General features: G+C 45.4%; 21 protein-coding genes and 1 tRNA gene. 6 read left to right on the top strand and 16 right to left on the bottom strand.

Annotated elements, in window-relative coordinates; all coding sequences use genetic code 11:
• Positions 1–62: 62 nt before the first annotated feature.
• From BQ5809_RS09535 to sdhC, 4 genes are all read right to left on the bottom strand, one after another.
• Positions 63–767 (bottom strand): succinate dehydrogenase iron-sulfur subunit, encoded by a 705-nt coding sequence (locus BQ5809_RS09535; protein ID WP_003790318.1) that lies wholly within the window; start codon positions 765–767, stop codon positions 63–65.
• Positions 768–838: 71 nt separating this feature from the next.
• Complete coding sequence (sdhA, locus tag BQ5809_RS09530; protein WP_003786754.1) at positions 839–2,602, bottom strand: succinate dehydrogenase flavoprotein subunit; 1,764 nt, start codon at positions 2,600–2,602, stop codon at positions 839–841.
• 3 nt (positions 2,603–2,605) lie between these two features.
• Positions 2,606–2,953: a succinate dehydrogenase, hydrophobic membrane anchor protein gene (gene sdhD, locus BQ5809_RS09525; RefSeq protein WP_003786756.1), complete on the bottom strand. Its 348-nt coding sequence runs from the start codon at positions 2,951–2,953 to the stop codon at positions 2,606–2,608.
• On the bottom strand, positions 2,947–3,330 hold the full coding sequence (gene sdhC / locus BQ5809_RS09520; RefSeq protein ID WP_003786758.1) for a succinate dehydrogenase, cytochrome b556 subunit: 384 nt from the start codon (positions 3,328–3,330) through the stop codon (positions 2,947–2,949). The genes sdhD and sdhC overlap by 7 nt, the downstream gene beginning before the upstream one ends.
• Positions 3,331–3,669: 339 nt before the next feature.
• Between sdhC and rlmE the strand changes: the two genes are divergently transcribed.
• Together rlmE and ftsH are read left to right on the top strand one after the other, a co-directional pair.
• Positions 3,670–4,290, top strand: coding sequence for a 23S rRNA (uridine(2552)-2'-O)-methyltransferase RlmE (rlmE, locus tag BQ5809_RS09515; protein ID WP_032827747.1), 621 nt, complete (start codon positions 3,670–3,672; stop codon positions 4,288–4,290).
• A 69-nt stretch (positions 4,291–4,359) separates the two neighbouring features.
• The gene (gene ftsH / locus BQ5809_RS09510) at positions 4,360–6,297 is read left to right on the top strand and encodes an ATP-dependent zinc metalloprotease FtsH (RefSeq protein ID WP_003786762.1); all 1,938 of its coding nucleotides are present in this window, start codon (positions 4,360–4,362) and stop codon (positions 6,295–6,297) included.
• Between the two features lie 83 nt (positions 6,298–6,380).
• Here ftsH and BQ5809_RS09505 read toward each other — a convergent pair whose 3' ends face one another.
• A complete protein-coding gene (locus tag BQ5809_RS09505) occupies positions 6,381–8,684 on the bottom strand; it encodes a bifunctional acetate--CoA ligase family protein/GNAT family N-acetyltransferase (RefSeq protein ID WP_003786763.1) in 2,304 nt (767 codons plus the stop codon).
• A 250-nt stretch (positions 8,685–8,934) separates the two neighbouring features.
• Between BQ5809_RS09505 and BQ5809_RS09500 the strand changes: the two genes are divergently transcribed.
• Positions 8,935–9,975: a zinc-dependent alcohol dehydrogenase family protein gene (locus tag BQ5809_RS09500; RefSeq protein WP_003786765.1), complete on the top strand. Its 1,041-nt coding sequence runs from the start codon at positions 8,935–8,937 to the stop codon at positions 9,973–9,975.
• Positions 9,976–10,049: 74 nt separating this feature from the next.
• Here the strand turns inward: BQ5809_RS09500 and BQ5809_RS09495 are convergent, their stop codons facing one another.
• Both BQ5809_RS09495 and nirK read right to left on the bottom strand, forming a co-directional pair.
• Entirely contained in the window at positions 10,050–10,793 is a 744-nt protein-coding gene (locus tag BQ5809_RS09495) for a formylglycine-generating enzyme family protein (RefSeq protein WP_003786766.1), read from the bottom strand.
• A gap of 91 nt (positions 10,794–10,884) precedes the next feature.
• Entirely contained in the window at positions 10,885–12,417 is a 1,533-nt protein-coding gene (gene nirK, locus BQ5809_RS09490; RefSeq protein ID WP_003786767.1) for a copper-containing nitrite reductase, read from the bottom strand.
• A gap of 448 nt (positions 12,418–12,865) precedes the next feature.
• On the opposite strand from nirK, the gene BQ5809_RS09485 reads away from it, so the two are divergent.
• The gene (locus BQ5809_RS09485; protein WP_003786769.1) at positions 12,866–15,112 is read left to right on the top strand and encodes a nitric-oxide reductase large subunit; all 2,247 of its coding nucleotides are present in this window, start codon (positions 12,866–12,868) and stop codon (positions 15,110–15,112) included.
• A gap of 515 nt (positions 15,113–15,627) precedes the next feature.
• On the opposite strand, the gene BQ5809_RS09480 is transcribed toward BQ5809_RS09485, so the two are convergent.
• The 7 genes from BQ5809_RS09480 to BQ5809_RS09450 form a co-directional block, all read right to left on the bottom strand.
• Positions 15,628–15,703 (bottom strand) — tRNA-Lys (locus BQ5809_RS09480).
• 45 nt (positions 15,704–15,748) lie between these two features.
• Positions 15,749–16,318, bottom strand: coding sequence for a hypothetical protein (locus tag BQ5809_RS09475; protein WP_003786770.1), 570 nt, complete (start codon positions 16,316–16,318; stop codon positions 15,749–15,751).
• Between the two features lie 29 nt (positions 16,319–16,347).
• Entirely contained in the window at positions 16,348–16,983 is a 636-nt protein-coding gene (locus BQ5809_RS09470) for a BON domain-containing protein (protein ID WP_032827710.1), read from the bottom strand.
• Positions 16,984–17,113: 130 nt separating this feature from the next.
• Positions 17,114–17,707, bottom strand: a complete 594-nt coding sequence (locus BQ5809_RS09465; RefSeq protein ID WP_003786775.1) for a phosphoheptose isomerase — start codon at positions 17,705–17,707, stop codon at positions 17,114–17,116.
• A gap of 5 nt (positions 17,708–17,712) precedes the next feature.
• On the bottom strand, positions 17,713–18,057 hold the full coding sequence (locus tag BQ5809_RS09460) for a YraN family protein (RefSeq protein ID WP_003786777.1): 345 nt from the start codon (positions 18,055–18,057) through the stop codon (positions 17,713–17,715).
• 2 nt (positions 18,058–18,059) lie between these two features.
• A complete protein-coding gene (gene tsaB, locus BQ5809_RS09455) occupies positions 18,060–18,746 on the bottom strand; it encodes a tRNA (adenosine(37)-N6)-threonylcarbamoyltransferase complex dimerization subunit type 1 TsaB (protein ID WP_003786779.1) in 687 nt (228 codons plus the stop codon).
• Between the two features lie 75 nt (positions 18,747–18,821).
• Positions 18,822–19,115 (bottom strand): DapH/DapD/GlmU-related protein, encoded by a 294-nt coding sequence (locus BQ5809_RS09450; RefSeq protein WP_003786781.1) that lies wholly within the window; start codon positions 19,113–19,115, stop codon positions 18,822–18,824.
• A 140-nt stretch (positions 19,116–19,255) separates the two neighbouring features.
• On the opposite strand from BQ5809_RS09450, the gene BQ5809_RS09445 reads away from it, so the two are divergent.
• Positions 19,256–19,861, top strand: a complete 606-nt coding sequence (locus BQ5809_RS09445) for a nitroreductase family protein (RefSeq protein WP_003786783.1) — start codon at positions 19,256–19,258, stop codon at positions 19,859–19,861.
• A gap of 73 nt (positions 19,862–19,934) precedes the next feature.
• Here the strand turns inward: BQ5809_RS09445 and BQ5809_RS09440 are convergent, their stop codons facing one another.
• Complete coding sequence (locus BQ5809_RS09440; RefSeq protein ID WP_003786785.1) at positions 19,935–20,672, bottom strand: 5'-methylthioadenosine/adenosylhomocysteine nucleosidase; 738 nt, start codon at positions 20,670–20,672, stop codon at positions 19,935–19,937.
• Positions 20,669–21,145, bottom strand: coding sequence for an S-ribosylhomocysteine lyase (locus BQ5809_RS09435; RefSeq protein ID WP_032827749.1), 477 nt, complete (start codon positions 21,143–21,145; stop codon positions 20,669–20,671). Before BQ5809_RS09435 ends, BQ5809_RS09440 begins: the two co-directional genes overlap by 4 nt.
• 176 nt (positions 21,146–21,321) lie before the next feature.
• On the opposite strand from BQ5809_RS09435, the gene typA reads away from it, so the two are divergent.
• Positions 21,322–23,139 carry a translational GTPase TypA gene (typA, locus tag BQ5809_RS09430; protein WP_003786789.1) on the top strand — a complete coding sequence of 606 codons (1,818 nt, stop codon included), beginning with the start codon at positions 21,322–21,324 and terminating at the stop codon, positions 23,137–23,139.
• The last annotated feature ends 1 nt before the right edge of the window (position 23,140 follow it).

Here is a 23,140-nt window from a genome sequence, read left to right as displayed (position 1 = left end):
CGGTTATTTGTAAATATGCAGGCTGCTTGTTTTATATACAAAAAGCAGCCTGCACTTTTTGATTAAACAGCCCGTTCCAACATAATTTCTTTGATTTTGCCAATCGCACGAGTTGGGTTCAAGTGTTTCGGACACACATCAACGCAATTCATAATCGTATGGCAACGGAACAAGCGATATGGGTCATTCAAATTATCCAAACGCTCATTTGTAATCGTGTCGCGGCTGTCGGCGATAAAGCGATACGCATTTAATAAACCAGACGGACCTACGAATTTATCAGGATTCCACCAGAAAGACGGGCATGAAGTGGAACAACACGCGCACAAAATACATTCGTACAAACCATCTAATTCAGCGCGTTCTTCTTGCGATTGCAAACGCTCGCGTTCAGGTTTTGGTGTATCGTTCACAACGTAAGGTTTAATAGAATGATATTGTTTGAAAAATTGCGTCATGTCCACAATCAAATCGCGAATCACTGGCAAGCCTGGTAATGGGCGAATCACAATCGGCTGCGCCAAGCTGCGAATATCGGTCAAGCAAGCCAAACCATTTTTACCGTTAATATTCATACCGTCCGAACCGCAAATCCCTTCGCGGCATGAACGGCGGAACGACAAGGTATCGTCTTGTGCTTTTAATTTAACCAGCGCGTCCAATAATTTCACATCAGACGGCAAAATTTCCAATTCATAATCTTGCATGTACGGTGCTGCATCACGGTCGGGATTGTAGCGGTACACTTGAAAACGTACTTTTTCCATAGTGAGTGTTCCTTTTCGCGTTTTCAGGCTGCCTGAAACGTGCAGGCTGCCTGAAAGCACTTGATTTATTTTTAGTAAACGCGTTTCGCAGGTTTAATGTAATCCACAGTCAAAGGTTTGGTGTGTACAGGTTTGTAGTCCAAACGATTGCCTTCTGAATAGAACAAAGTGTGTTTCATCCATTTTACATCATCGCGTTCCGTGTGGTCGTCTGATGCGTGTGCGCCGCGACTTTCTTTACGCGCTTCGGCAGAAATCATGGTCGCCTTTGCTACTTCCATCAAATTGTCCAACTCCAACGCTTCAATACGCGCGGTATTCCAAACTTGGCTCTTGTCTTTGATTTCCGTGTTTTTCGCACGTTCAACCAACGCCAAAATTTTGTCCACGCCTTCTTTCAAAATTGCGTCTGTGCGGAATACGCCAGCGTGTAATTGGACGGTGCGTTGCAATTCGTTGCGTAATGTGTCCACATTCTCGCCGCCAGTTTGGTTATTCAAACGGTCAAGACGTTGTTTGGTAAATTCGCCAGCATTTTCAGGCAGCGGTTTCCAATCAGGCAAATCGCGTACATATTGCGTCATGCTGTCGCCAGCCGATTTACCGAACACCACCAAATCCAATAGCGAATTTGTACCCAAACGGTTCGCGCCATGCACCGAAGCACAAGCACATTCGCCAGCCGCATACAAACCGCCGACTACTTTTTCAGGATTATCGCCTTCAGGAACAACCACTTCGCCCAAGTAATTCGTTGGGATACCGCCCATCATGTAGTGCGTGGTTGGCACAACAGGAATTGGGTCTTTAATCGGGTCAATACCAGCAAATTGAATAGAAATTTCGCGAATGCCTGGTAATTTAGACATGATTTTTTCTGCGCCAATGTGGTCAATTTTCAACAACACATGGTCTTTATTTGGACCGCAACCGCGACCTTCAAAAATCTCCATCGCCATAGCGCGAGAAACCACATCACGCGAAGCCAAATCTTTTACCGTTGGCGCATAGCGTTCCATGAAACGCTCGCCTTGCGCGTTCAGCAAAATGCCACCTTCGCCGCGTACACCTTCGGTAATCAACACGCCCGCACCTGCTACACCTGTCGGGTGAAATTGCCAAAATTCCATGTCTTCCAATGGAATGCCAGCACGCGCACAAATACCCAAACCGTCGCCCGTGTTCATAAATGCGTTGGTTGAAGATGCGTAAATACGACCTGCACCACCTGTTGCAAACAATACCGCTTTCGCATGAAAAATGTACACGTCGCCACTTTCCATTTCCATAGCCGTAACGCCGACTACATCGCCATTGTCATCGCGAATTAAGTCTAATGCAGTCCATTCCACGAAAAATTGCGTATTCGCACGGACATTTTGTTGGTACAAAGTGTGCAACATGGCGTGTCCTGTACGGTCAGCTACAGCACAAGCACGTTCTACAGCACGTTTGCCGTATTCTGCGGTGTGTCCGCCAAATGGACGTTGGTAAATTTTGCCACTTTCCACACGGTCAAACGGCATGCCCATGTGCTCCAGTTCTACGACCGCATCAACCGCGTTGCGTGTCATAAATTCAATTGCGTCTTGGTCGCCCAGCCAGTCTGAACCTTTTACTGTGTCATACATATGCCAATGCCAGTTGTCTTCTTGCACATTGCCCAAAGAAGCCGATACGCCACCTTGCGCGGCAACGGTGTGTGAACGAGTTGGGAATACTTTTGATAATACGGCTGTATTTAAGCCAGCTTGTGATAATTGCAAAGCAGCGCGTAAACCAGCACCACCTGCACCGACTACCACAGCATCAAATTTACGGATAGGATAAGTCATGGTTTAGCCCCAAATTACATAAAACGAATAAACGGTACACGCAACCAGCCAAATAATGGTGGCGCATTGCAAGAATAGGCGAATGCCAAAGGGTTTGATGTAGTCCATCCACAAATCGCGAATGCCCACCCATGCGTGTAAAAATAGAGCTAAAAACGTGGTTTGGGTGAATACTTTAACCCACGTTGTACCAAAGAATGATTGCCATTCGGTGTAGTCTTTTGCACCCAGCAAGCCAATCAAGAAAAAGAAAAAGAAAACGGTGTAGAGCAACATTAAAACGGCGGTGGCACGTTGCATTGCCCAATCGCGCAAACCGTAGCCTGCGCCTGCTAATTTACGCTTTACCATAAGAAAATCCCCAATGCAAATGCGGTTGCCGCTGCGCCAAACAATACGATGCGAGCCGATTTACGAGCAGCCTGCAATTCCACACCAATGTGTGCATCAATCAGCAAAAAGCGAATGCCTGCAAACAAGTGATGAATAAACAGCCACAAAATGCCCCATAGAATCAGTTTTATGAATGCGTTATCTGCCCATGATTTGTATTGCAAAAACACTTCGCCGCTGCTTAATGAGCCTGCGAGCAACGCTAACAAAATCGGCAAAAATAAAAAAATTGCCACTCCTGATGCGCGATGCAAAATAGACACGATTGCAGGGATAGGTAAATGCTTGATAATGGTAGGCATGTCTAAATAGACAGGTCTTTTTTTGGTTTGCATTATCCGTTCCTTATCAAAATTTTTATAATCAAAAATACGAAAGTGGTGCGTGTTTTTAACTAAACACTAGCAATAATTTACATGGTTTATCGCAATTTGAATAGTCTTATTTGCATAAAATTTAAAAGTAATTTCACAACAAAAATAATGATTATCAACAAGCTAGATTGGGCAAAATAAACTCAACACATTTTAATATTAAAATCGGGAGCTTATTAAAAAGCAGCCTGCACAATGTTTATTGAATGGATACGTCGTGCAGCATTCTTTTTAGAGTGCAGGCTGTTTATAAATACAGTACAATCGCTGTCCTAAAAAATGATTTTAAAATGGTTTTATATGGTACAGCGTTCTAAATCTTCTTCTGCTTGGATGCACGAGCACGTCAATGACCCCTATGTTCAACGCGCTCAAAAAGATGGTTATCGCGCCCGAGCGGCGTATAAATTGCTCGAAATCAACGAAAAAGATAAATTGATTAAAAATGGCACGGCGCTGGCGGATTTGGGCAGCGCACCAGGTAGTTGGTCGCAAATTGCCGCCAAACTGGTGGGCAAAGAAGGCAAAGTTTTTGCGCTAGACATTTTGCCGATGGACGCGCTGGACGGTGTTGATTTTATTCAGGGCGATTTTCGCGAAGAGTCGGTTTTGGCGCAATTTGAGAATTTGCTTGGAAATCGTCCGCTAGACCTTGTAATTTGCGATATGGCACCCAATATGTCGGGCAATGCGGTCATGGACCAAGCGCGAAGTTTTTATTTATGTGAGCTGGCTTTGGATTTTGCTCAAAATCATCTGAAAACAGGCGGTAATTTTTTGGTTAAAGTGTTTCAAGGTAGTGGCTATCAAGAATACATGGCTGCCATGAAAACAGTGTTTGCCACAGTGCAAACGCGCAAACCAGATGCTTCACGCAATCGGTCTAGTGAGATTTATTTATTAGGCAAAAATAAACGCTGACAAGGTGTGCAGGCTGCTTTACAATTCGCTTTCATTTTTTTATTTTATTCTAATTAGGAGCTTGTTTCTGTGGGAAACAATTTAAAAAATCTAGTCGTTTGGGGTACGCTATTTTTAGCCATCGCGTTTGGCGTCAATGCCATGCAAGAAAAGAAAACCAATGGCAAACAAATCGAATATTCTCAATTTATTCAGCAAGTCAAAGCTGGAGAAATCAACAATGTTAATCTAGAAGGTTCGCCAGCAGGCTACGCGATTACAGGCGTGCGCAACGATAGCGACAAATCGACATTTACAACCAATGCTCCTTTGGATGATAGATTAATCAGCACGTTAGAAGAAAACAAAGTTCGTATTAAAGTTACACCAGACGAAAAACCTAGCTTTTTAAGTAGCTTGTTTATGAGCTTGTTGCCTGTGTTATTGTTGATTGCAGTGTGGATTTATTTCATGCGCGCGCAAACAGGTGGTGGCAAAGGCGGCGCATTTTCGTTTGGTAAATCGCGTGCCAAATTGTTGGACAAAGATGCCAACACCGTGAAATTTGCCGATGTGGCTGGCTGCGATGAAGCCAAAGAAGAAGTGCAAGAAATCGTGGACTACTTAAAAGCCCCAGACCGCTATCAATCGTTGGGCGGGCGTGTGCCACGCGGTATTTTGTTGGCAGGTAGCCCAGGTACAGGTAAGACCTTGTTAGCAAAAGCGATTGCAGGCGAAGCGGGCGTGCCATTTTTCAGTATTTCGGGTTCGGATTTCGTGGAAATGTTTGTCGGCGTGGGCGCAAGCCGTGTGCGCGATATGTTTGAACAAGCGAAGAAAAACGCGCCTTGCATTATTTTTATTGATGAAATTGACGCGGTGGGTCGCCAACGCGGCGCAGGTTTGGGCGGCGGAAACGATGAACGCGAACAAACTTTGAACCAATTGCTGGTTGAAATGGATGGCTTTGAAAGCAATCAAACTGTGATTGTGATTGCTGCAACCAACCGCCCAGACGTGTTAGACCCAGCGTTACAACGCCCAGGTCGTTTTGACCGTCAAGTGGTTGTGCCGTTGCCAGATATTCGCGGTCGTGAAGCGATTTTGAATGTTCACGCGAAAAAAGTGCCGCTTGATGAAAGCGTGAATTTGGTGGATTTGGCACGTGGTACACCAGGTTTCTCGGGTGCGGATTTGGCGAATTTGGTCAATGAAGCCGCATTGTTTGCAGGTCGTCGCAACAAAGTGAAAGTCGATCAAAGCGATTTTGAAGATGCGAAAGATAAAATTTACATGGGCCCTGAACGCCGTAGTATGGTCATGCACGAAGACGAAAAACGTGCTACCGCGTATCACGAAGCAGGTCATGCGATTGTGGCGGAAAGTTTGCCGTTTACCGACCCTGTTCACAAAGTAACGATTATGCCACGTGGACGTGCGTTGGGTTTGACTTGGCAGCTGCCTGAACGCGACCGAATTTCCATGTACAAAGACCAAATGTTGAGCCAACTGTCTATTTTGTTTGGCGGTCGCATTGCGGAAGATATTTACGTTGGGCGCATTTCAACTGGCGCATCAAACGACTTTGAACGTGCAACGCAAATTGCGCGTGAAATGGTTACACGTTTCGGTATGAGCGAAAAAATGGGCGTGATGGTGTACGCGGAAAACGAAGGCGAAGTGTTCTTGGGTCGTAGCGTTACGCGCTCGCAGCATATTTCCGAGAAAACGCAGCAAGAAGTGGACGCGGAAGTACGTCGTATTTTGGACGAGCAATATGCGGTTGCGTACAAAATTTTGAGCGAAAATCGCGACAAAATGGAAACGATGTGCAAAGCGTTGATGGAATGGGAAACCATTGACCGTGACCAAGTGCTGGAAATTATGGCAGGCAAGCAACCAAGTCCGCCAAAAGATTATAGCCACAATCTTCGCACTGAAGAATCGGCAGGCGGTGAATTTGCGACTTTGCCTGAATCGGAAACGGTTCAACCGAGTGTGGAAAGTGTAAATAAAACGCCTGAATAAGGTGTAATCAATAAAGTGCAGGCTGCTTTGGAATGGTTCAAAGCAGCCTGCATTTTTTGTTGATTAAAAACGCAGGCTGCTTTTTACATTCCCAAACTCAAACTAGCATCAACCAAACCCGAATCGTGCGGATTTTTCGCCAACACAAACCCGAGTTTGAGTGCCAATTTTTGCATCGGGTGGTTATCCGCCAAAATTTCGGCACGAATTTGGGCGAAACCTTGTTCACGCGCATGGCTAATCAACCGCTGCATCAACATCGTGCCAACGCCTTGACCGTGCAGGCTGCTTGCGATGCTGATGCCAAATTCGCAGCTTTGTCCGTGCGTGTCGGCGGTGTAATGCGCGTGTGCCAATGGTGTGTGTTCGTCATCGTGCAGCAGCAGGGCGTATTCGCGCGAATAATCGGGCTGGCTTAATTTTGCTAACAGCGCAGGCGGGATTTCGGGCGACACGGTCATAAAGCGCAAATAGCGGCTGCGCTCGTCCATGCTTTCGTGCAGGCGTTGCAGCAACACGGCATCTTCGGCGCGGACGGCGCGTAGGCGTACCACATTGCCATTGGCGAGTGTGATGCTTTCTTCTGGCGCGGTCGGGTAGGGCGTGAATACGTTGGGATTGTCTACGCTGTTGGGGTCTTGTAAATTCAATTTGGCATCGGTGCAAGCTATGCCTTTGTCATCATGGTAAAGCAGCGATAGGGTGGTGCTGTGAATTTCAGGCAGCCTGCACAAAATATCGCAGGCGTTGAGCAGCCAATCGCACCATTCGGACACGGGTAAATTTAATTGGTGCAGGCTGCTTATTGCCATTTCGGGCGATATGGGCGGCAGCAGGCTAATTTGCGCGTGTTCGTTGTGTAAATGCAACACTTGTCCAAAGTTGGGCGTGCGTTCCCAATGCCAATGCAGTTGTGTGGGCGTTTTGCTTTTGGGCAAATGATAGGTTTGCAATGCGGTCAGTAAATATGCCGTATTGGTTTTGCCTGCGGGCAACACGGCAACGGGTAGTAGTGGGCGCAAATGTTTGTGCAATTCATCGGCAGCGGCGGCGGCATAGCGATAGTCGTGGAACGATGCCAAAGTGTAGCGTTTTTGTTGATGTTGATAATAGGCGTGTAGCTGCACCAGCGCGTGTAATGCGTGTTCTGGCTGTTTAAAGTGCAGATTTTTTTGTTGATTGAACAAAGCCAGCGTGTCAGCATTGGCAGCAGAGCCAAGCCAAGTGAGCAGCAAGGGTTTGCGACTGTGTTTTTGTAAACCAGAAATTATTTGTGCGATTTGATAGCTGTCGTTGCTGGCTTGTCCTGCATAAATCACCAAAGTGGCATCGCACGAATCGTCTTGCAGACTGTGTTGCACCAACGATTGAAATACCGCAGGCGCAATGTCGGCAGGCAAATCCAAAGGATTATAGGCAGGCGGTTTATAGGGCAGGATTTTGGCTAATGTGCGCGAATTGACATCAGCCAAAAGCAAAGGTGTGTGTGCCAGTGTTTTGCGTGCCAATGCGCTAATGTGCGGCGTGTTGCTGATAATGTGCAAACGATTGCCGCGACTGATGATGCCTGTGTGAATGAGTTTGGCAGCCGTAAAAAATTGCGTCAAAGTTTGCACGCTCAAAATTTTGGCGCGATTTAATGCTTGATTAAACAGCGTTTCTTGCTCCAAATCGGGCAGGGTAGTTAGCACGATAACGGGTTTGCGTTGAGAAGCAGCCTGCAATGCGCTAATCAATTCGCGCGTGTTGTCCAGCACACTCACATGAATCAACAAAGCAGTGGTGCTGGATTCGGTAGCGATAAAATCGATAATTTGCCCTGTGCTAACGGGATAATTTTGCGGATTCAGGGTCACAAAACGGCTAAATTGCATATTGCGTTCACGCGCATATTGCTCCATGCAGCCTGCAATGCCAGCCGATTGTCCAATATAGGCGCAGGCTGCTTGTTTGGGCGGCGCAAGCAAACCTTGTAAACCTAACGTAGTAACCGCCAACAAGGCAATGCCGCGTTTTTGAGCGTATTCAGCGATTTTGTCTAATTTCGCGCTCACGGCTGGGTTGGGCGTGTCGATTTCGTTAATCAGCACCACTTGTTTGATAGGCGTTTTGGCGATTTCGCGCAAAATCGTGCTTAATTTATCTGCCGACAAAATCACAATCGCCATATCGAGTGCAGGCTGCTCTGCTACTGCATCGGCAATATTTTCGTAGGATTTTTGACCGCCAACCGTTTTATGACTGGGATTAACAGGCACAATAATCGGCGCAACCGCATCGGCACACAGTTGCGAAAACACTTGTCGCCCCAAGCTGCCATGACGGTCAGACGCACCAATCACAGCAATCGCTTGCGGATAAAAAACAGAATGAAGAGCGTGAAGCATATAAGATTCCTTTTTTTGCCAATTCAATAACCAAAGCAGCTTGCATTTTGGCGCAAAATCTGCCGAAAATAAAGCAAAATTCTTGTTTATCGATTGCTCTGATACGCATCAAAAAATAAGCAAATTTCTATGCGAATTTACATTTTGTTACAATATAACACATTGAAATGTAAAGAATTTGACATCAAAATGCAATAGGAATATAAATAACGCTAACAGGATTTTTCAACCAGCATAAGGAGTATGCAAAATGAAAGCAATGGCTTATTACGGTGAAAATGACATCCGTTTTGAAGAACACGCCAAACCAACCATTATTGACCCAACTGATGCAGTAGTCCGCATCACCAAAACCACGATTTGTGGCACAGATTTGGGCATTTGGAAAGGCAAAAATCCAGAAATTGATGCAGGTCGCATTTTGGGACACGAAGGCATCGGCATTGTGGAAGAAGTCGGCTTGGCGGTTAAAAACATCAAAGTCGGCGACAAAGTGATTATTTCTTGCGTGTCTAAATGTTGTACTTGCGATAACTGTAAAGTTCAGTTGTATTCACACTGCCGCAATGGTGGCTGGATTTTGGGTTACATGATTAACGGCACACAAGCAGAATTTGTGCGTACGCCTTATGCCGATAATAGCTTGATTGTGTTGCCAGACGATGTAAACGAAGAAGTGGCGTTGTTGCTGTCAGACGCATTGCCAACCGCACACGAAATTGGCGTGCAATATGGTGATGTTTGCCCAGGTGATACCGTGTTTATTGCAGGCGCAGGCCCAGTAGGTATGTCTGCATTGCTGACGGCGCAGTTATACAGCCCATCTAAATTGATTATGTGCGATATGGACGAAAACCGCTTGAAAATGGCAAAAGAATTGGGCGCGACACACGTTGTGAATCCAGCTTCGGGCGATGTGGCGAAACAAGTGTTTGATATTGTTGGCACAGATGGTGTGGACGTAGCGATTGAGGCGGTTGGCTTGCCAGCAACTTGGGATATGTGTCAAGACATCGTGAAAGCAGGTGGTAACGTGTCTGTGGTGGGTGTACACGGTAAACCAGTTGATTTCAAACTAGAAAAATTGTGGATTAAAAACTTGACCATTACCACAGGTTTGGTAAACGCGAACACAACCGAAATGTTGATGAAAGCGATTTCAACCAGCAGCGTGGACTATACCAAAATGCTGACGCACCATTTCAAATTCAGCGAATTGGAACAAGCATACGATGTGTTCAAACACGCATCTGAACACAATGCGATGAAAGTCGTTTTGACCATGGATTGATGGTTGTTTGAATAAAAAAGCAGCCTGCACTTTTTGATAAATAGAAAGTGCAGGCTGCTTTTTATTGTTACGATTTATTTCGCGCAACGAAAGCCCAAGTTACTCAACACAAACGGTGCTTGCAAACTGGTGCGAATGCCATAGCGCATAAACGCTGCATAATTGCTTGGGTCGGTGCTATTGCTACTGCCACCACCGCAAAACAAGCTGGAATTGGCTGAACCTGCGCTGAGTAAGCTACTGTTATAGTCTTCGGTCCACTCCCAAATCATGCCGTGCATATCGTGTACGCCCCAAAAATTTGGCTTGTCTTTGCCTACTGAACGCAAACTTTGTTGTCCGCTGGCATACCAATCTAAAATACGGCGATTGTAGCCTTCTTCGCTTGTGCCATTGGCTTGGGTTTCCGATGCCAAGCCAGCGTATTCCCACTCATCAATCGTTGGCAAGCGCTTGCCTTGTGACGTGCAATACGCATGAGCCGCAAACCAAGAAACATTGACCACAGGTTTATTGGCATCGGCAGGTTTGTAGGTATAGTCACTGCCTTGTTTGAGCCAATGGGTCAAATATTTGCTTTCTGCATGGCGAGTTGAAACTTTGCCACGCTGCCATTGCGGATTTTGCTTGATAAATTGAGCAAATTCAGCGTTGGTTACAGCAGTTTTGTCCAAGCTAAACGCTTTAACAGGAATCAGTGGTGTATTTTTTTTAAGGTACAAAGGGCGATAGCTACCACCTTTAATGTTTACCATATCTGCTGCGTGCAGGCTGCTTATGCTTAATGTGGTTGCTAAAAAAATCAAACGAATATTCATGAAAATGTCCCTTTCTTGAATGCGCTAAAACTGCCTGAACCGTTCCAGAGTTACAGGCAGTTTCTTTACTTACAAGGTAATCGTTGTGGTATTACTTGCGAGCAGCAGCAATTTCTTCAGGTTTTACTTCGCCGCCTTTGTTGCCAAAGCTGTTCAACACGAAAGTCAATACGTTGGCAGCATCTTCGTCATTCAATGCAACGGCTGGCATCACGCTGTTGAATTTTTTGCCGTTTACAGTGATTTCGCCTGACAAGCCTTTTACAACCGCTTGGATACCGCGTTTGTAGTCCGCGTTCAAGTAATCTGATTCAGCCAATGGAGGGAATGCACCTTCCACGCCTTTACCTTCTACGCCGTGACACGCCAAGCAGTTTGCTTTATAAACGGTTTCACCCAGTTTGATGCGGTCTTCTTTGCTAGAAGCAGTAGCAGGGCCTGCTGCTACTTTTGCAGTTTCGCTAGCAGTCAAAGGAGCGGTTTGAATCGCACCACCTTCGCTATGGTAAATACCTTCGGTCAATTTACCAGAGAAGATGTCTTTGTTTTCTTCGCCTTCTACTTTGATTTGACCCAGCGCACCTTTGTTAAACGTACGGAAGATAGAGTGGTCAACCAAGTTGTATGTACCAGGAACATCTACTTTGAAATCAACAATTGCCGCGCCACCAGCAGGTACTAATGTGGTTTGAACGTTGTGGTTTTTCAATGCGCCGCCTTCTACATAAACGGTATCAAAAATCTCACCAATCACGTGGAATGAAGACACCAAATTTGGACCGCCATTACCTACGAATAAGCGGATTTTGTCGCCCACTTTGGCTTTAAGTGCATTATCGCCTGCGATAGAACCTACATTGCCGTTGAATACAACGTAATCAGGTTGTTCGCGAATCGCTTTTTCCATGTCGAATGGTTGCAAGCCAGCTTCACCGTATTTACCTTTGGTATAAAAGTCGCCTTGAACCACATAGAATTCTTTGTCCACAGGTGGCAAGCCCTCTTTTGGTTCAACCAAAATCAAACCATACATACCGTTGGCAATGTGCATACCCACGGGTGCAGTTGCACAGTGGTAAATATACAAACCAGGTTGCAAGGCTTTAAAGCTGAAATTGCTCACGTGACCAGGCGCAGTAAATGATGCTTCTGCACCACCGCCAGGACCTGTTGCTGCGTGAAAGTCAATGTTGTGTGGCACAGTAGAATCCGAACGGTTAGCAAATTCTACATCTACAATATCGCCCTCGCGTACACGAATCATTTGACCAGGTACTTGACCGCCAAATGTCCAGAATTTGTATTCCACGCCGTCTGCCATACGCATAACTTTTTCTTGGATTTCAATTTTCACTTTCACGCGAGCAGCATGATTACGATTAACTGGTGGTGGTGCTTCTGGCGCATGAGTTAAAACTGCATCAATGACAGGCAAGTCAGCAGCAGCTACTTCTGGTTCAGATGCAGCTTGAGCTGGCGCAGCTTGTGCAGGGCTAGAAGCTGCGGTTGTTTCAGCAGGTTTTGTAGAAGCGGGTTCTGCAGGTTTTGCAGAGGTTTGTGGCTGCTGGCACGCAGTTAGCGCAAAAGCCGAAGCAATAAGAGCAGCTAAAGTACAGATTTTCATGGTTTAAGTTCCTTATGTTATGGAGGGGAAAGATATTATCAAAGCAGCCTGCATTGTGCAGTTGCGACTAATTTTTTTAATCCGTTTAATCCAAAGGTCACATCAGGTTTATAGTGCTTAATTATTAATTATTTTAGAAAATTGGGCATATCTTTGCATAAATTAATTTGAATGCATTATCTGTTAAGAATGGTTTAGGTACTTTGATTAAAATCAATAATTCATTTTATTTGATTATTTCTTTTTGTTTTGTTTAAAAAATTGATTATTAAGAATTTTTAAATAGATGAATATTTTTTACATGATAAAAATCAAGAAATAATCACATTTTTCAGGTAAAAGTGTCAACAATACAATACAATCGTGCTACAATCTTTAACATTCATAATTAATGAATTAATATGAAGTAAATAACGTTTTATCCACTTAAAATTTTTAGGAGCACAACATGGGGCAGTATAAAAAGCTGTGGTACATATTGATTTGTGTACTGACCATTACTTTCGGGCTACTGGGCTATTTGGGGGTTGAGGTTTACCGTCAAGCACCACCATTCCCAGAGCAATTTGTTTCAGCATCGGGTCAAACCGTTATTACCAAGGACAATATTTTGCAAGGTCAATCGGCTTGGCAAAGTACAGGTGGTATGGAGTTGGGTTCGGTTTTGGGTCATGGCGCATACCAAGCCCCAGACTGGACAGCCGATTTCTTGCACCGCGAATTGGTGGCATGGTTGGAATTGACCGCTCAAGCCGAACATGGCAAAAAATTTGATGAATTGACAACTGAGCAAAAAGCGGCGTTGCAATTCCGTTTGAAAACCGAATACCGTGAACAAAGCGCAATGGATGAATCAGGCACAGTTAAATTGTCTGATACACGTGTAAAAGCGATTGAGCAAGTTTCACAATACTACATTGATTTGTATGGCGACAATCCTGCGTATGACAAAACACGCGACAATTTTGCCATGAAAACCAATACATTGCCTGATGCAGAAGCGCGTAAAAACTTAACTCGCTTCTTCTTCTGGACTTCTTGGACAGCATCGGCAAATCGCCCAGGTTCAGTAGCAACTTATACCAACAACTGGCCACACGAGCCGTTGATTGATAACAAACCGACAACTGAAAACTATATGTGGTCGTTTGCGTCTGTGGTGTTCTTGTTGATGGGTGTGGGTTTCTTGGTTTGGGGCTACCACTTCTTGCGTAGTCATGAAAAAGAGCCAGAAGCACCGGCGGCTGACCCATTGGCAAAAATTGTATTGACTCCATCACAAAAAGCGTTGTGGAAATACGCTGCTTTGACTGTGATTTTGTTCATCGTGCAAATTTTGTTGGGTGGCTTGGTGGCGCACTACACGATTGAAGGTCAGCATTTTTATGGCATTCCATTGTCTGACATTTTGCCTTACTCGTTGGCGCGTACTTGGCACTTGCAATCTGCCTTGTTCTGGATTGCGACTGGTTTCTTGACTGCTGGTTTGTTCATTGCCCCTGTGTTGAACGGTGGCAAAGACCCTAAATTCCAAGCTTTGGGCGTGAACTTGCTGTATGTGGCATTGTTTATTGTGGTAGCAGGTTCGTATGCAGGTAACTTCACTTCTATCGTGTTGAACAAATTGTCTGGTAGCGCAAACTTCTGGTTTGGTCATCAAGGTTACGAATACTTGGACTTGGGTCGCTTCTGGCAATTATTGCTAACTGTTGGTTTCTTGTTGTGGTTGTTCTTGATGTTGCGTTGCGCGTTGCCAGCGTTCAAACAAGGCGGCGACAAAAACTTGCTGACGATTTTCGTAGCATCGATTGTGGGCGTAGGCGCGTTCTATGCACCAGGCTTGTTCTATGGTGAACACACGACTTTGGCAGTTATGGAATACTGGCGTTGGTGGGTGGTTCACTTATGGGTGGAAGGCTTCTTTGAAGTATTCGCAACCGCAGCCTTGGCGTTTATTTTCTACAACTTGGGCTTGGTGAGCTACAAATCGGCTACAACCGCATCATTGGTTGCCGGCAGTTTGTTCTTGGTAGGCGGTGTACCTGGTACATTCCACCACTTGTACTTTACAGGTACAACCACACCAGTAATGGCGGCAGGTGCATCGTTCTCTGCATTGGAAGTTGTGCCATTGATTCTGTTGGGTCATGAAGCGTATGAACATTGGTCTTATCAACACGCTGCACCTTGGATGAAGCGTTTGCGTTGGCCTTTGATGTGCTTCACCGCCGTAGCATTCTGGAATATGTTGGGCGCAGGTGTATTTGGTTTCTTGATTAACCCACCTATCCAATTGTTCTACTTGCAAGGTTTGAACACCACTGCAGTACACGCTCACGCAGCATTGTTTGGTGTGTATGGCTTCTTGGCATTGGGTTTTGTGTTGTTGGTTGGCTGCTACATCAAGCCAGACTTTACTTACAACGAAAAACAAATGACCATCGGCTTCTGGTTGCTGAACGGTGGCTTGGTTGGCATGATTGTATCTAGCTTGTTGCCAATCGGTATTTTCCAAGCAGCAGCGTCTATTACACATGGTTTGTGGTATGCACGCAGCGAAGAGTTCGTTCAACAAGGATTCTTGGAAATGTTCCGCTGGATTCGTACTTTGTCTGACTTGGTGTTTATTAGTGGCGCATGCTTCTTTGCGTTCCAAGTAATCAAAATGTCTTTGAGCAAAGATAAAAAAGCCTAAACATTGGCGTGATGTATAGAAAAGCAGCCTGCACTTTTGATGATACAAGAGTGCAGGCTGCTTTTTATTTGAAGTTGTATTGTATTAAGTTACTCTTTTGGGGATGACAGAATCAAAATTTTCTTATTATAGTGGTTTAAATTTAGATTAGGACAAGGTGACAACGACCGCCGTGTACAGCTAGTACATAAGGGAGTTGGCAACGCGGTACTAATCTAAATTTAATTCACTATAATACACCATACGGAATTCTTGTTGTGATAGCTTTGAATCAAGTGAAGTATAAAGCTGTTGAAACATTACTAACTATATTCATAAAGAAATCGAGTGTAACCAACAAAAAATATAAAGGCATACTTGTAGTAGTATGCCTTTTTTGATAAAGCCATTTATTTAGTTTATTTTTGGGTGAAATTGCCCACTGCGGATTAGTTTGATTTATGCAAAATACGTCCACAAAACGTACACAATAAAAAATAAAGAGTTAAGTACAAAACCTAACTCTTTGATTTATCTGGTGGGTCGTGAGCGATTCGAACGCTCGACCAACGGATTAAAAGTCCGCTGCTCTACCGACTGAGCTAACGACCCGAAAGATTTACATGATACAGACTAGCTACTAATATGTCAAGCAAATTATTCGCCAAATAACGCGCCTGTGGCATCACCTGAATTAGATTGTCCGCCGCTATTGGACATAGGCGTTAGCGTACGCTCTACTGCTTCTTGTCGGCGAACTGGGATCGGATTAGGTGTAAGTTCTCTAGCTTGTTGGATTTGCAGTTTATTAGTTGGTTCTAACGCACGCTCTTGTACAACTTCTGTTACAGGTTCAATTGCAGTGACAGGTTTTTTGGTTTGCCTGCGAGTAGGTGGTGCCGCAACAGGCTCGGCTTGGGTTATTTCTTCTGTTGGTTCAGAAGCTGCTTGTGTGATTTCATCAATAGCGGCTATTTTGTTTGCAGGCTGAATAGGAGCAGATGCGCTTTGTGTGCTCACTTTGCCATCTGGCGATAAAATTTGAATTTGCTTTGCTTGCTCTTGCTGTTGTTGATAATTTTCGGCTGTGGTTTGTGGTGTTCGACTGATTTCTTGGTAAAGCAAATAAATCAATCCAGCTACGGTGAATGTACCTAACGCCAATAAGGTAATCATAATATTGGCGAAAGTGATACGGCGTTTCTGGGGTTTTACATTTTTTGACATGAGGTTTCCAATGTGCAGGCTGCTTTTAATTATTGCACGGTATTGCTGGTTTGTGTGGCGGACGATGGCTGATAATTTTCAAATAAAGTAACGACACGGTGTACACCAGAAGTGGTGCTAACGCGTTCTACTACTGCGGCTTGTTGTTGCGGTGTTAGAACACCCAGTAAATAAGTAATGCCATTATATGTAACCACTTTGACATGCCCTGCGTACACGTCCGGCACGGTAAACAAGCGGCTGCGGATTTTTGATGTTATCCATGTATCGTAGTTGATATTGGATAGGGTGCGATTCGCAGAAGATAGCTGAATATGGTTGTACACAGTTTCTTGATTTTTTTCGCTGCGTGCAACTTGCTCGGCAGCTTGTCGCTCGGTTTCGGTTGGCACTTGCCCCAGCAAAAGGATTTTTCGGTTGTAGCTAACAACTGACACGGATGCGGTTGTTTGTGGGTTGATTTGTTTGATGGCTGTCATCGCATTGTTTTTAACGCGCAATTCCATCACTTCGTCATCGGTTTGCGAACCTGTGCTGCGGCGGTCGGCAATTGAATTTACGCCAACAGCAGCCGTACCCAATGCAGCCGCCACGCAGCCGTTTAGTACGAATATGGCGGTTAAAACAGTAGCAACCAATTTAAGGCGATAGGGTAAGGTAGTCATCATTTATCTCGTCTAGTCAATTACGGAAGAACTGGATTTTAACGTGTTTTGTATCAATTCGCTATATGTTTGAAAGTGCAGGCTGCTTTGTTCAGGAAACAACAAAGCAGCCTGCACTTTGAATGATGATTTATGCTATGCCGTCCATCAACATCGTATCAATGCTGTCGCAAATCGCGTGAACCAACAAAATATGCACTTCTTGAATGCGAGCGGTGCGCGGATACGGCACGTTGAGTAATACGTCGCCGTCTTTCAACATTGCGGCGATTTTTCCGCCGTCGCGTCCTGTGAACGCCACGACTTTCATGTCGCGTTCGTGGGCGGCTTTAATTGCTTCAATGACGTTGCCCGAATTGCCTGATGTGGAAATGCCGATTAACACGTCGCCAACGCGCCCCAATGCGCGAACTTGTTTGCTGAAAATATGGTCAAAGCCGTAGTCGTTGCCAATGGCGGTCAGCGCGGACGTATCGGTGGTCAGCGCGACGGCGGCTAATTCCATGCGTTCTTGCTCAAATCGTCCTGTCATTTCGGCGGCGAAATGTTGCGCGTCGGCGGCTGAACCGCCATTGCCACACGCTAAAATTTTGCCGTCGTTGGTTAATGCGTTGAACATCAGTATAGCGGCTTCGGCGGTGGCTTCGCTCAATACTTCTTGCGCTAACTGTTTGACTTTAATGCTTTCTTCAAAATGTGCGCTAACACGTTCTTGTAAATTCATGTGGATTATCCTGTGATGTTGGTTAGCCATTGCGGTGCATTGTTGCCTTGCAGCAAAACGGCATCTAAACGGCATGGGGTGTTTAATTGGTTGATTTGTAAATAATATTCTATACTGCGTTGCAATTTGGCGAGTTTTCTGGAGGTAATGCTGTATGCTGCACCGCCAAACGCGGCGGATTTACGGAATTTCACTTCTATAAATAATAACTTATCGCCCAATCGCATGATTAAATCAATTTCGCCGTAAGGGCAATGCCAATTCCGTGCTACGAGTTTGCAGCCTTGTGTTTGCAAAAAGGCGAGTGCGCGGTCTTCGGCGGCTTTGCCTGTTGGGTGGGTTAATTTCATTTTTAAGCAGCCTGCACTTTCCGCGCTGCCTGTTCCGCCGCCGTCAGCGCAATTTTATCGCGAATATACAGCAATTTGGCAAATTCAGGCGCACACGCCACATAACGCCCACTTTGTGCCAACGCCAAATAATCCGCCGCAGTCGGCATATTTAAGTTGCCCGAAAATGCTGGCGGTTCGGTAAGCGCAAACGCATTGCCCACGCCTTTTGCGTTTTCCGCGATTTGGTTTTCAGGCAGCGCGATTTCGCTGGCTTTGCCTACGCTGTAATCACTCAAACGGCGATGATTTTTCGTGTCAAACCATGCGTAAAACACTTCGCCCATTCGCGCATCGGTAGCGGCTAACACGCATTCATGATTGGGAATTTGATAGGCAACCGCGTCCAAACACGGTACGCCAATCATCGGCGTGCCAAACGGTGTCGCCAAACCTTGTGCCACGCCCACGCCAATCCGCAAACCTGTAAACGCGCCTGCACCTTTCGCATACACAATCGCGCCCAAATCCACCGCCGTGCAATCAGCTTGCGCGAATAATTCGGCAATGCGCGGCAAAATTTGCGCGGATTGTTTGTTGCCGACTTCTTTGTGAAACGAAAAGTGCAGGCTGCTTTTGTGTAGCGCGAGCGATAAAAAAGTGGTGCTGGTGTCAATGGCGAGAATAGGGCGCGTGAAATCGGGTTGCATTGTGTTTACTTCAATAAAAAATTGGGCAAAATTATAGCACGCGAAATAGTGCAGGCTGCTTTTGAGTCAGACTATTTATTTCAACTCTTTAATCACACGCGTAGGGCAGCCACTAATCAACACATTGTCGCCAAACGATTTCGTCACCACCACGCCCGAAGCGACCACGACATTATTCCCCAACGTAACATTTGGATTGATAATCGCGCCACCGCCAATCCAGCAATTATCGCCAATCGTAACAGGCTGACCCGATTCGCCGCCGTTTAGTCGTTCTTCTGCGTTCAAAGGATGGGCGGCGGTAAAAATTTTCACGTTCGGCGCAAGCAAAGTTGGCTGGATTGAAAGAATCGGCGCAAATTGTAGCATGGCCCAATGTGCAGGCTGCTTGCGCTAGGCGATGTTTTCTTAACAGGAAAGATTGTTTAAACCATAAATAGCTATTCAAAATAACGCGAAATCGTTATCATACAAGTGTTTTTTTCACTCTTAATAGAAGGATTAGGATTATGTCAGTACAAGTTCTGCAACAAATCGCCGAAATACGCCGTTCTGTTTACGCTTTGAACAAAGATTTGCCGATTGCAGCCAGCGAAGTCGCAAAAATCGTAGAACACGCGATTAAGCACACACCATCGTCTTTTAACTCGCAATCCACTCGTGCAGTGGTTTTGTTTGGTGCGGAACACGAAAAATTGTGGGACATTGCCATCAACGAATTGCGTAAAATCGTGCCTGCGGGAAACTTCCAGCCAACCGAAGACAAATTGAATATGTTTAAAGCAGCAGCAGGCAGCGTGTTGTTCTTTGAAGACCAAAAAGTAGTCAAAGGTTTGCAAGAGCAATTTGTGGCTTATGCAGCCAACTTCCCTGTGTGGGCAGACCACGCGGACGCGATGACGCAATACGCGATTTGGACGACGCTTGCCGCAGCAGGCGTGGGCGCGAACTTGCAGCACTACAACCCTGTGATTGACGCAGAAGTAGCAAAAACATGGAATATCCCTGCCGATTGGACTTTACGCGCACAGTTGGTGTTTGGCGGCATTGCTGCACCTGCTGGCGAAAAAGCGTTTAACCCGATTGAAGAACGTTTCCAAGTTCACGGTTTATAATTTGGTTGATTAAAAAGCAGCCTGCACTTTGGTTTGACAAAAAGTGCAGGCTGCTTGGTATTGTTTAACAGATTTATTCTTCGCTAAACGCGCGAATCATTTTGTGTACCATGCGAGCAGAGTTTCCCGATGCTGTTACTAAAAATGTATCGTAACTCACTTTTGCATCATCTTCCGCGCTATCCGACATGGCGCGGATAATGACAAATGGCTTGCCCATTTCAAAACAAGTTTGTGCAATGGCAGCGGCTTCCATTTCTACTGCTTGCGGATTAGGCAACTGTTTCTTGATACGCGCAATATCTTCTTTGCTGTGAATAAACGAATCACCACTCACAATCAAACCGCGCACTACGTTGGCAGTTTTAAATACTGTTGCGGCTTGTTCTGCCACATACATCAAAGTGCTATTGCTGTTGAAAAATACAGGCAATTTAGGTACTTGACCATATTGATAACCAAACGGTGTAACATCAACATCGTGGTACATGATGTGTGTACCAATCACCACATCACCCACTTTTAAGCCTGCACCAACGCCACCTGCACAGCCTGTGTTGATGACGCAATCAGGTGTAAAGTGTTCAATAAGCAATGTGGTGGCAATAGCCGCATTTACTTTGCCGATGCCAGACTGGCATAACACAATATCTTTATCAAACAAAAGTCCTGTGTAAATTACAATATCACGTCCAAAACGATGTGTTTTGACGTTGTGCATGATGCTGCGCAAATAAGCGATTTCAGCTTCCATTGCGCCAATCACGCCAATAATTTGTGGATGAAACAAATCTAATTCTTGCTGACTCATGCGAAAATTTCCTCCCATTGTACGCGATTATCGAGCAAATATTGCGCGATTTTTTGTGCGCCTTCTAAACTGTGACTTGCCGCCCAACCGCATTGCACTACGTTGCAAGCAGGGACTTCGGTCGCCACTACGACATCGCGTAGTGTTTTTTCAATTAAGTTAAGTGCGTCTTGGTATTCGGGCAAATTCAACAAGGTTACATAAAAGCCTGTTTGGCAACCCATTGGGCTAATGTCCACAATTTTATCGGAATGATTGCGCGACAATTCTGCCATTAAATGTTCCAGCGAATGCAAAGACGGCATATCCATGTGGTCTTGATTGGGCTGGCAAACGCGCAAGTCGTATTTATAGATAATATCACCGTGGTCGCCATCTGTGATGCAGGCAAGGCGCACATAGGGGGCTTTTACTTTGGTATGGTCCAAATTAAAGCTCTCTACGTTCATTCTTTTTTCGGTAGTGATGTTCATAATGAAGTACTGTGTGTTGGTTTTAAGGTAAAAAATTATGACGTAATTATAATGTATCAAAATAAAAATTACCATGTTAAAAGCAGCCTGCATTGCTATCTTTATACAAGTTGTTTGCTTAAATTTATGATACAATGGCGCGTTTTACTCATTCGTACACAAAGATTTAATTTAACATGAAAAATATTCGTAACATTGCCATTATCGCCCACGTGGACCACGGCAAAACCACATTAGTTGACCAATTATTGCGCCAATCTGGCACATTCCGCGAAAATCAACAAGTTGATGAGCGCGTGATGGACAGCAACGATTTGGAAAAAGAACGTGGCATCACGATTCTGGCAAAAAATACCGCCATTGAATACAACGGCTATCACATCAACATCGTAGACACACCAGGACACGCGGATTTCGGTGGCGAAGTGGAGCGCGTTTTGGGTATGGTGGATTGCGTGGTGCTGTTGGTGGACGCGCAAGAAGGTCCAATGCCACAAACTCGTTTCGTAACCAAAAAAGCGTTGGCTTTGGGCTTGAAACCGATTGTGGTAATTAACAAAATTGACAAACCGTCTGCTCGTGCAAGCTGGGTAATCGACCAAACATTTGAATTATTTGATGCTTTGGGCGCAACTGATGAGCAGTTGGATTTCCCAATCGTTTACGCTTCAGGCTTGAGCGGTTTCGCACGTTTGGAAGAAGACGGCACTGAAACCGATATGCGTCCATTGTTTGACACAATCTTGAAACACACACCAGCTCCTAGCGGCGACGCTGAAGCCCCATTGCAACTGCAAATTTCGCAACTAGACTACGATAACTATACGGGTCGTTTGGGTATTGGTCGCGTGTTGAACGGTAAAATCCGCCCAGGTATGCAAGTTGCTGTAATGAATCACGAAGAACAAGTGGCTACGGGTCGCATCAACCAATTGTTAGGCTTCAAAGGTTTGGAACGCGTACCGCAAGACGAAGCGGAAGCGGGCGACATCGTGATTATTTCAGGTATTGAAGAAATCGGTATCGGCGTAACGATTTGCGATAAAGAAAATCCTGTTGGCGTGCCAATGTTGAGTGTCGATGAACCAACTTTGACCATGGACTTTATGGTAAACACCAGCCCATTGGCAGGCACAGAAGGTAAATTTGTAACGTCTCGCCAAATCCGCGACCGTTTGACTAAAGAATTGCTGACCAACGTGGCGTTGCGCGTCGAAGATACGGCAGATGCTGACGTATTCCGTGTGTCTGGTCGTGGCGAATTGCATTTGACGATTTTGTTGGAAAATATGCGCCGTGAAGGTTACGAATTGGCTGTGGGTAAACCACGCGTTGTGTTCCGTGAAATCAACGGCGAAAAATGCGAACCTTACGAGAATTTGACTGTCGATGTGCCTGATGAGAATCAAGGTGCGGTCATGGAAGAATTGGGTCGCCGCCGTGGCGAATTGACGAATATGGAAAGTGACGGTAACGGTCGCACACGTTTGGAATACCACATTCCTGCGCGCGGCTTGATTGGTTTCCAAGGCGAATTTATGACGATGACACGCGGTACAGGCTTGATGAGCCACGTGTTTGACGATTACGCGCCTGTGAAACCTGATATGCCTGGGCGACACAATGGTGTGATGGTGTCGCAAGAGCAGGGCGAAGCGGTCGCTTATGCGTTGTGGAACTTGGAAGACCGTGGTCGCATGTTCGTGTCGCCAAACGATAAAATTTACGAAGGTATGATTATCGGTATTCACAGCCGCGATAACGATTTGGTGGTAAACCCATTGAAAGGTAAAAAACTGACCAATGTTCGCGCGAGTGGTACGGACGAAGCGGTGCGCCTGACCACGCCAATTAAATTGACTTTGGAAAGCGCGGTTGAGTTTATTGATGATGACGAACTGGTGGAAATCACGCCCCTTTCTATCCGCTTGCGTAAACGCTATTTGAGCGAACAAGAGCGTCGCCGTCAGTTCTCTGCTGCGAAGAAAGACTAAT

Origin of the sequence: Kingella kingae ATCC 23330 (assembly GCF_900111845.1) — a bacterium.
Classification (GTDB): domain Bacteria; phylum Pseudomonadota; class Gammaproteobacteria; order Burkholderiales; family Neisseriaceae; genus Kingella; species Kingella kingae.
This window is presented reverse-complemented; position numbering and strand designations above follow the sequence as displayed.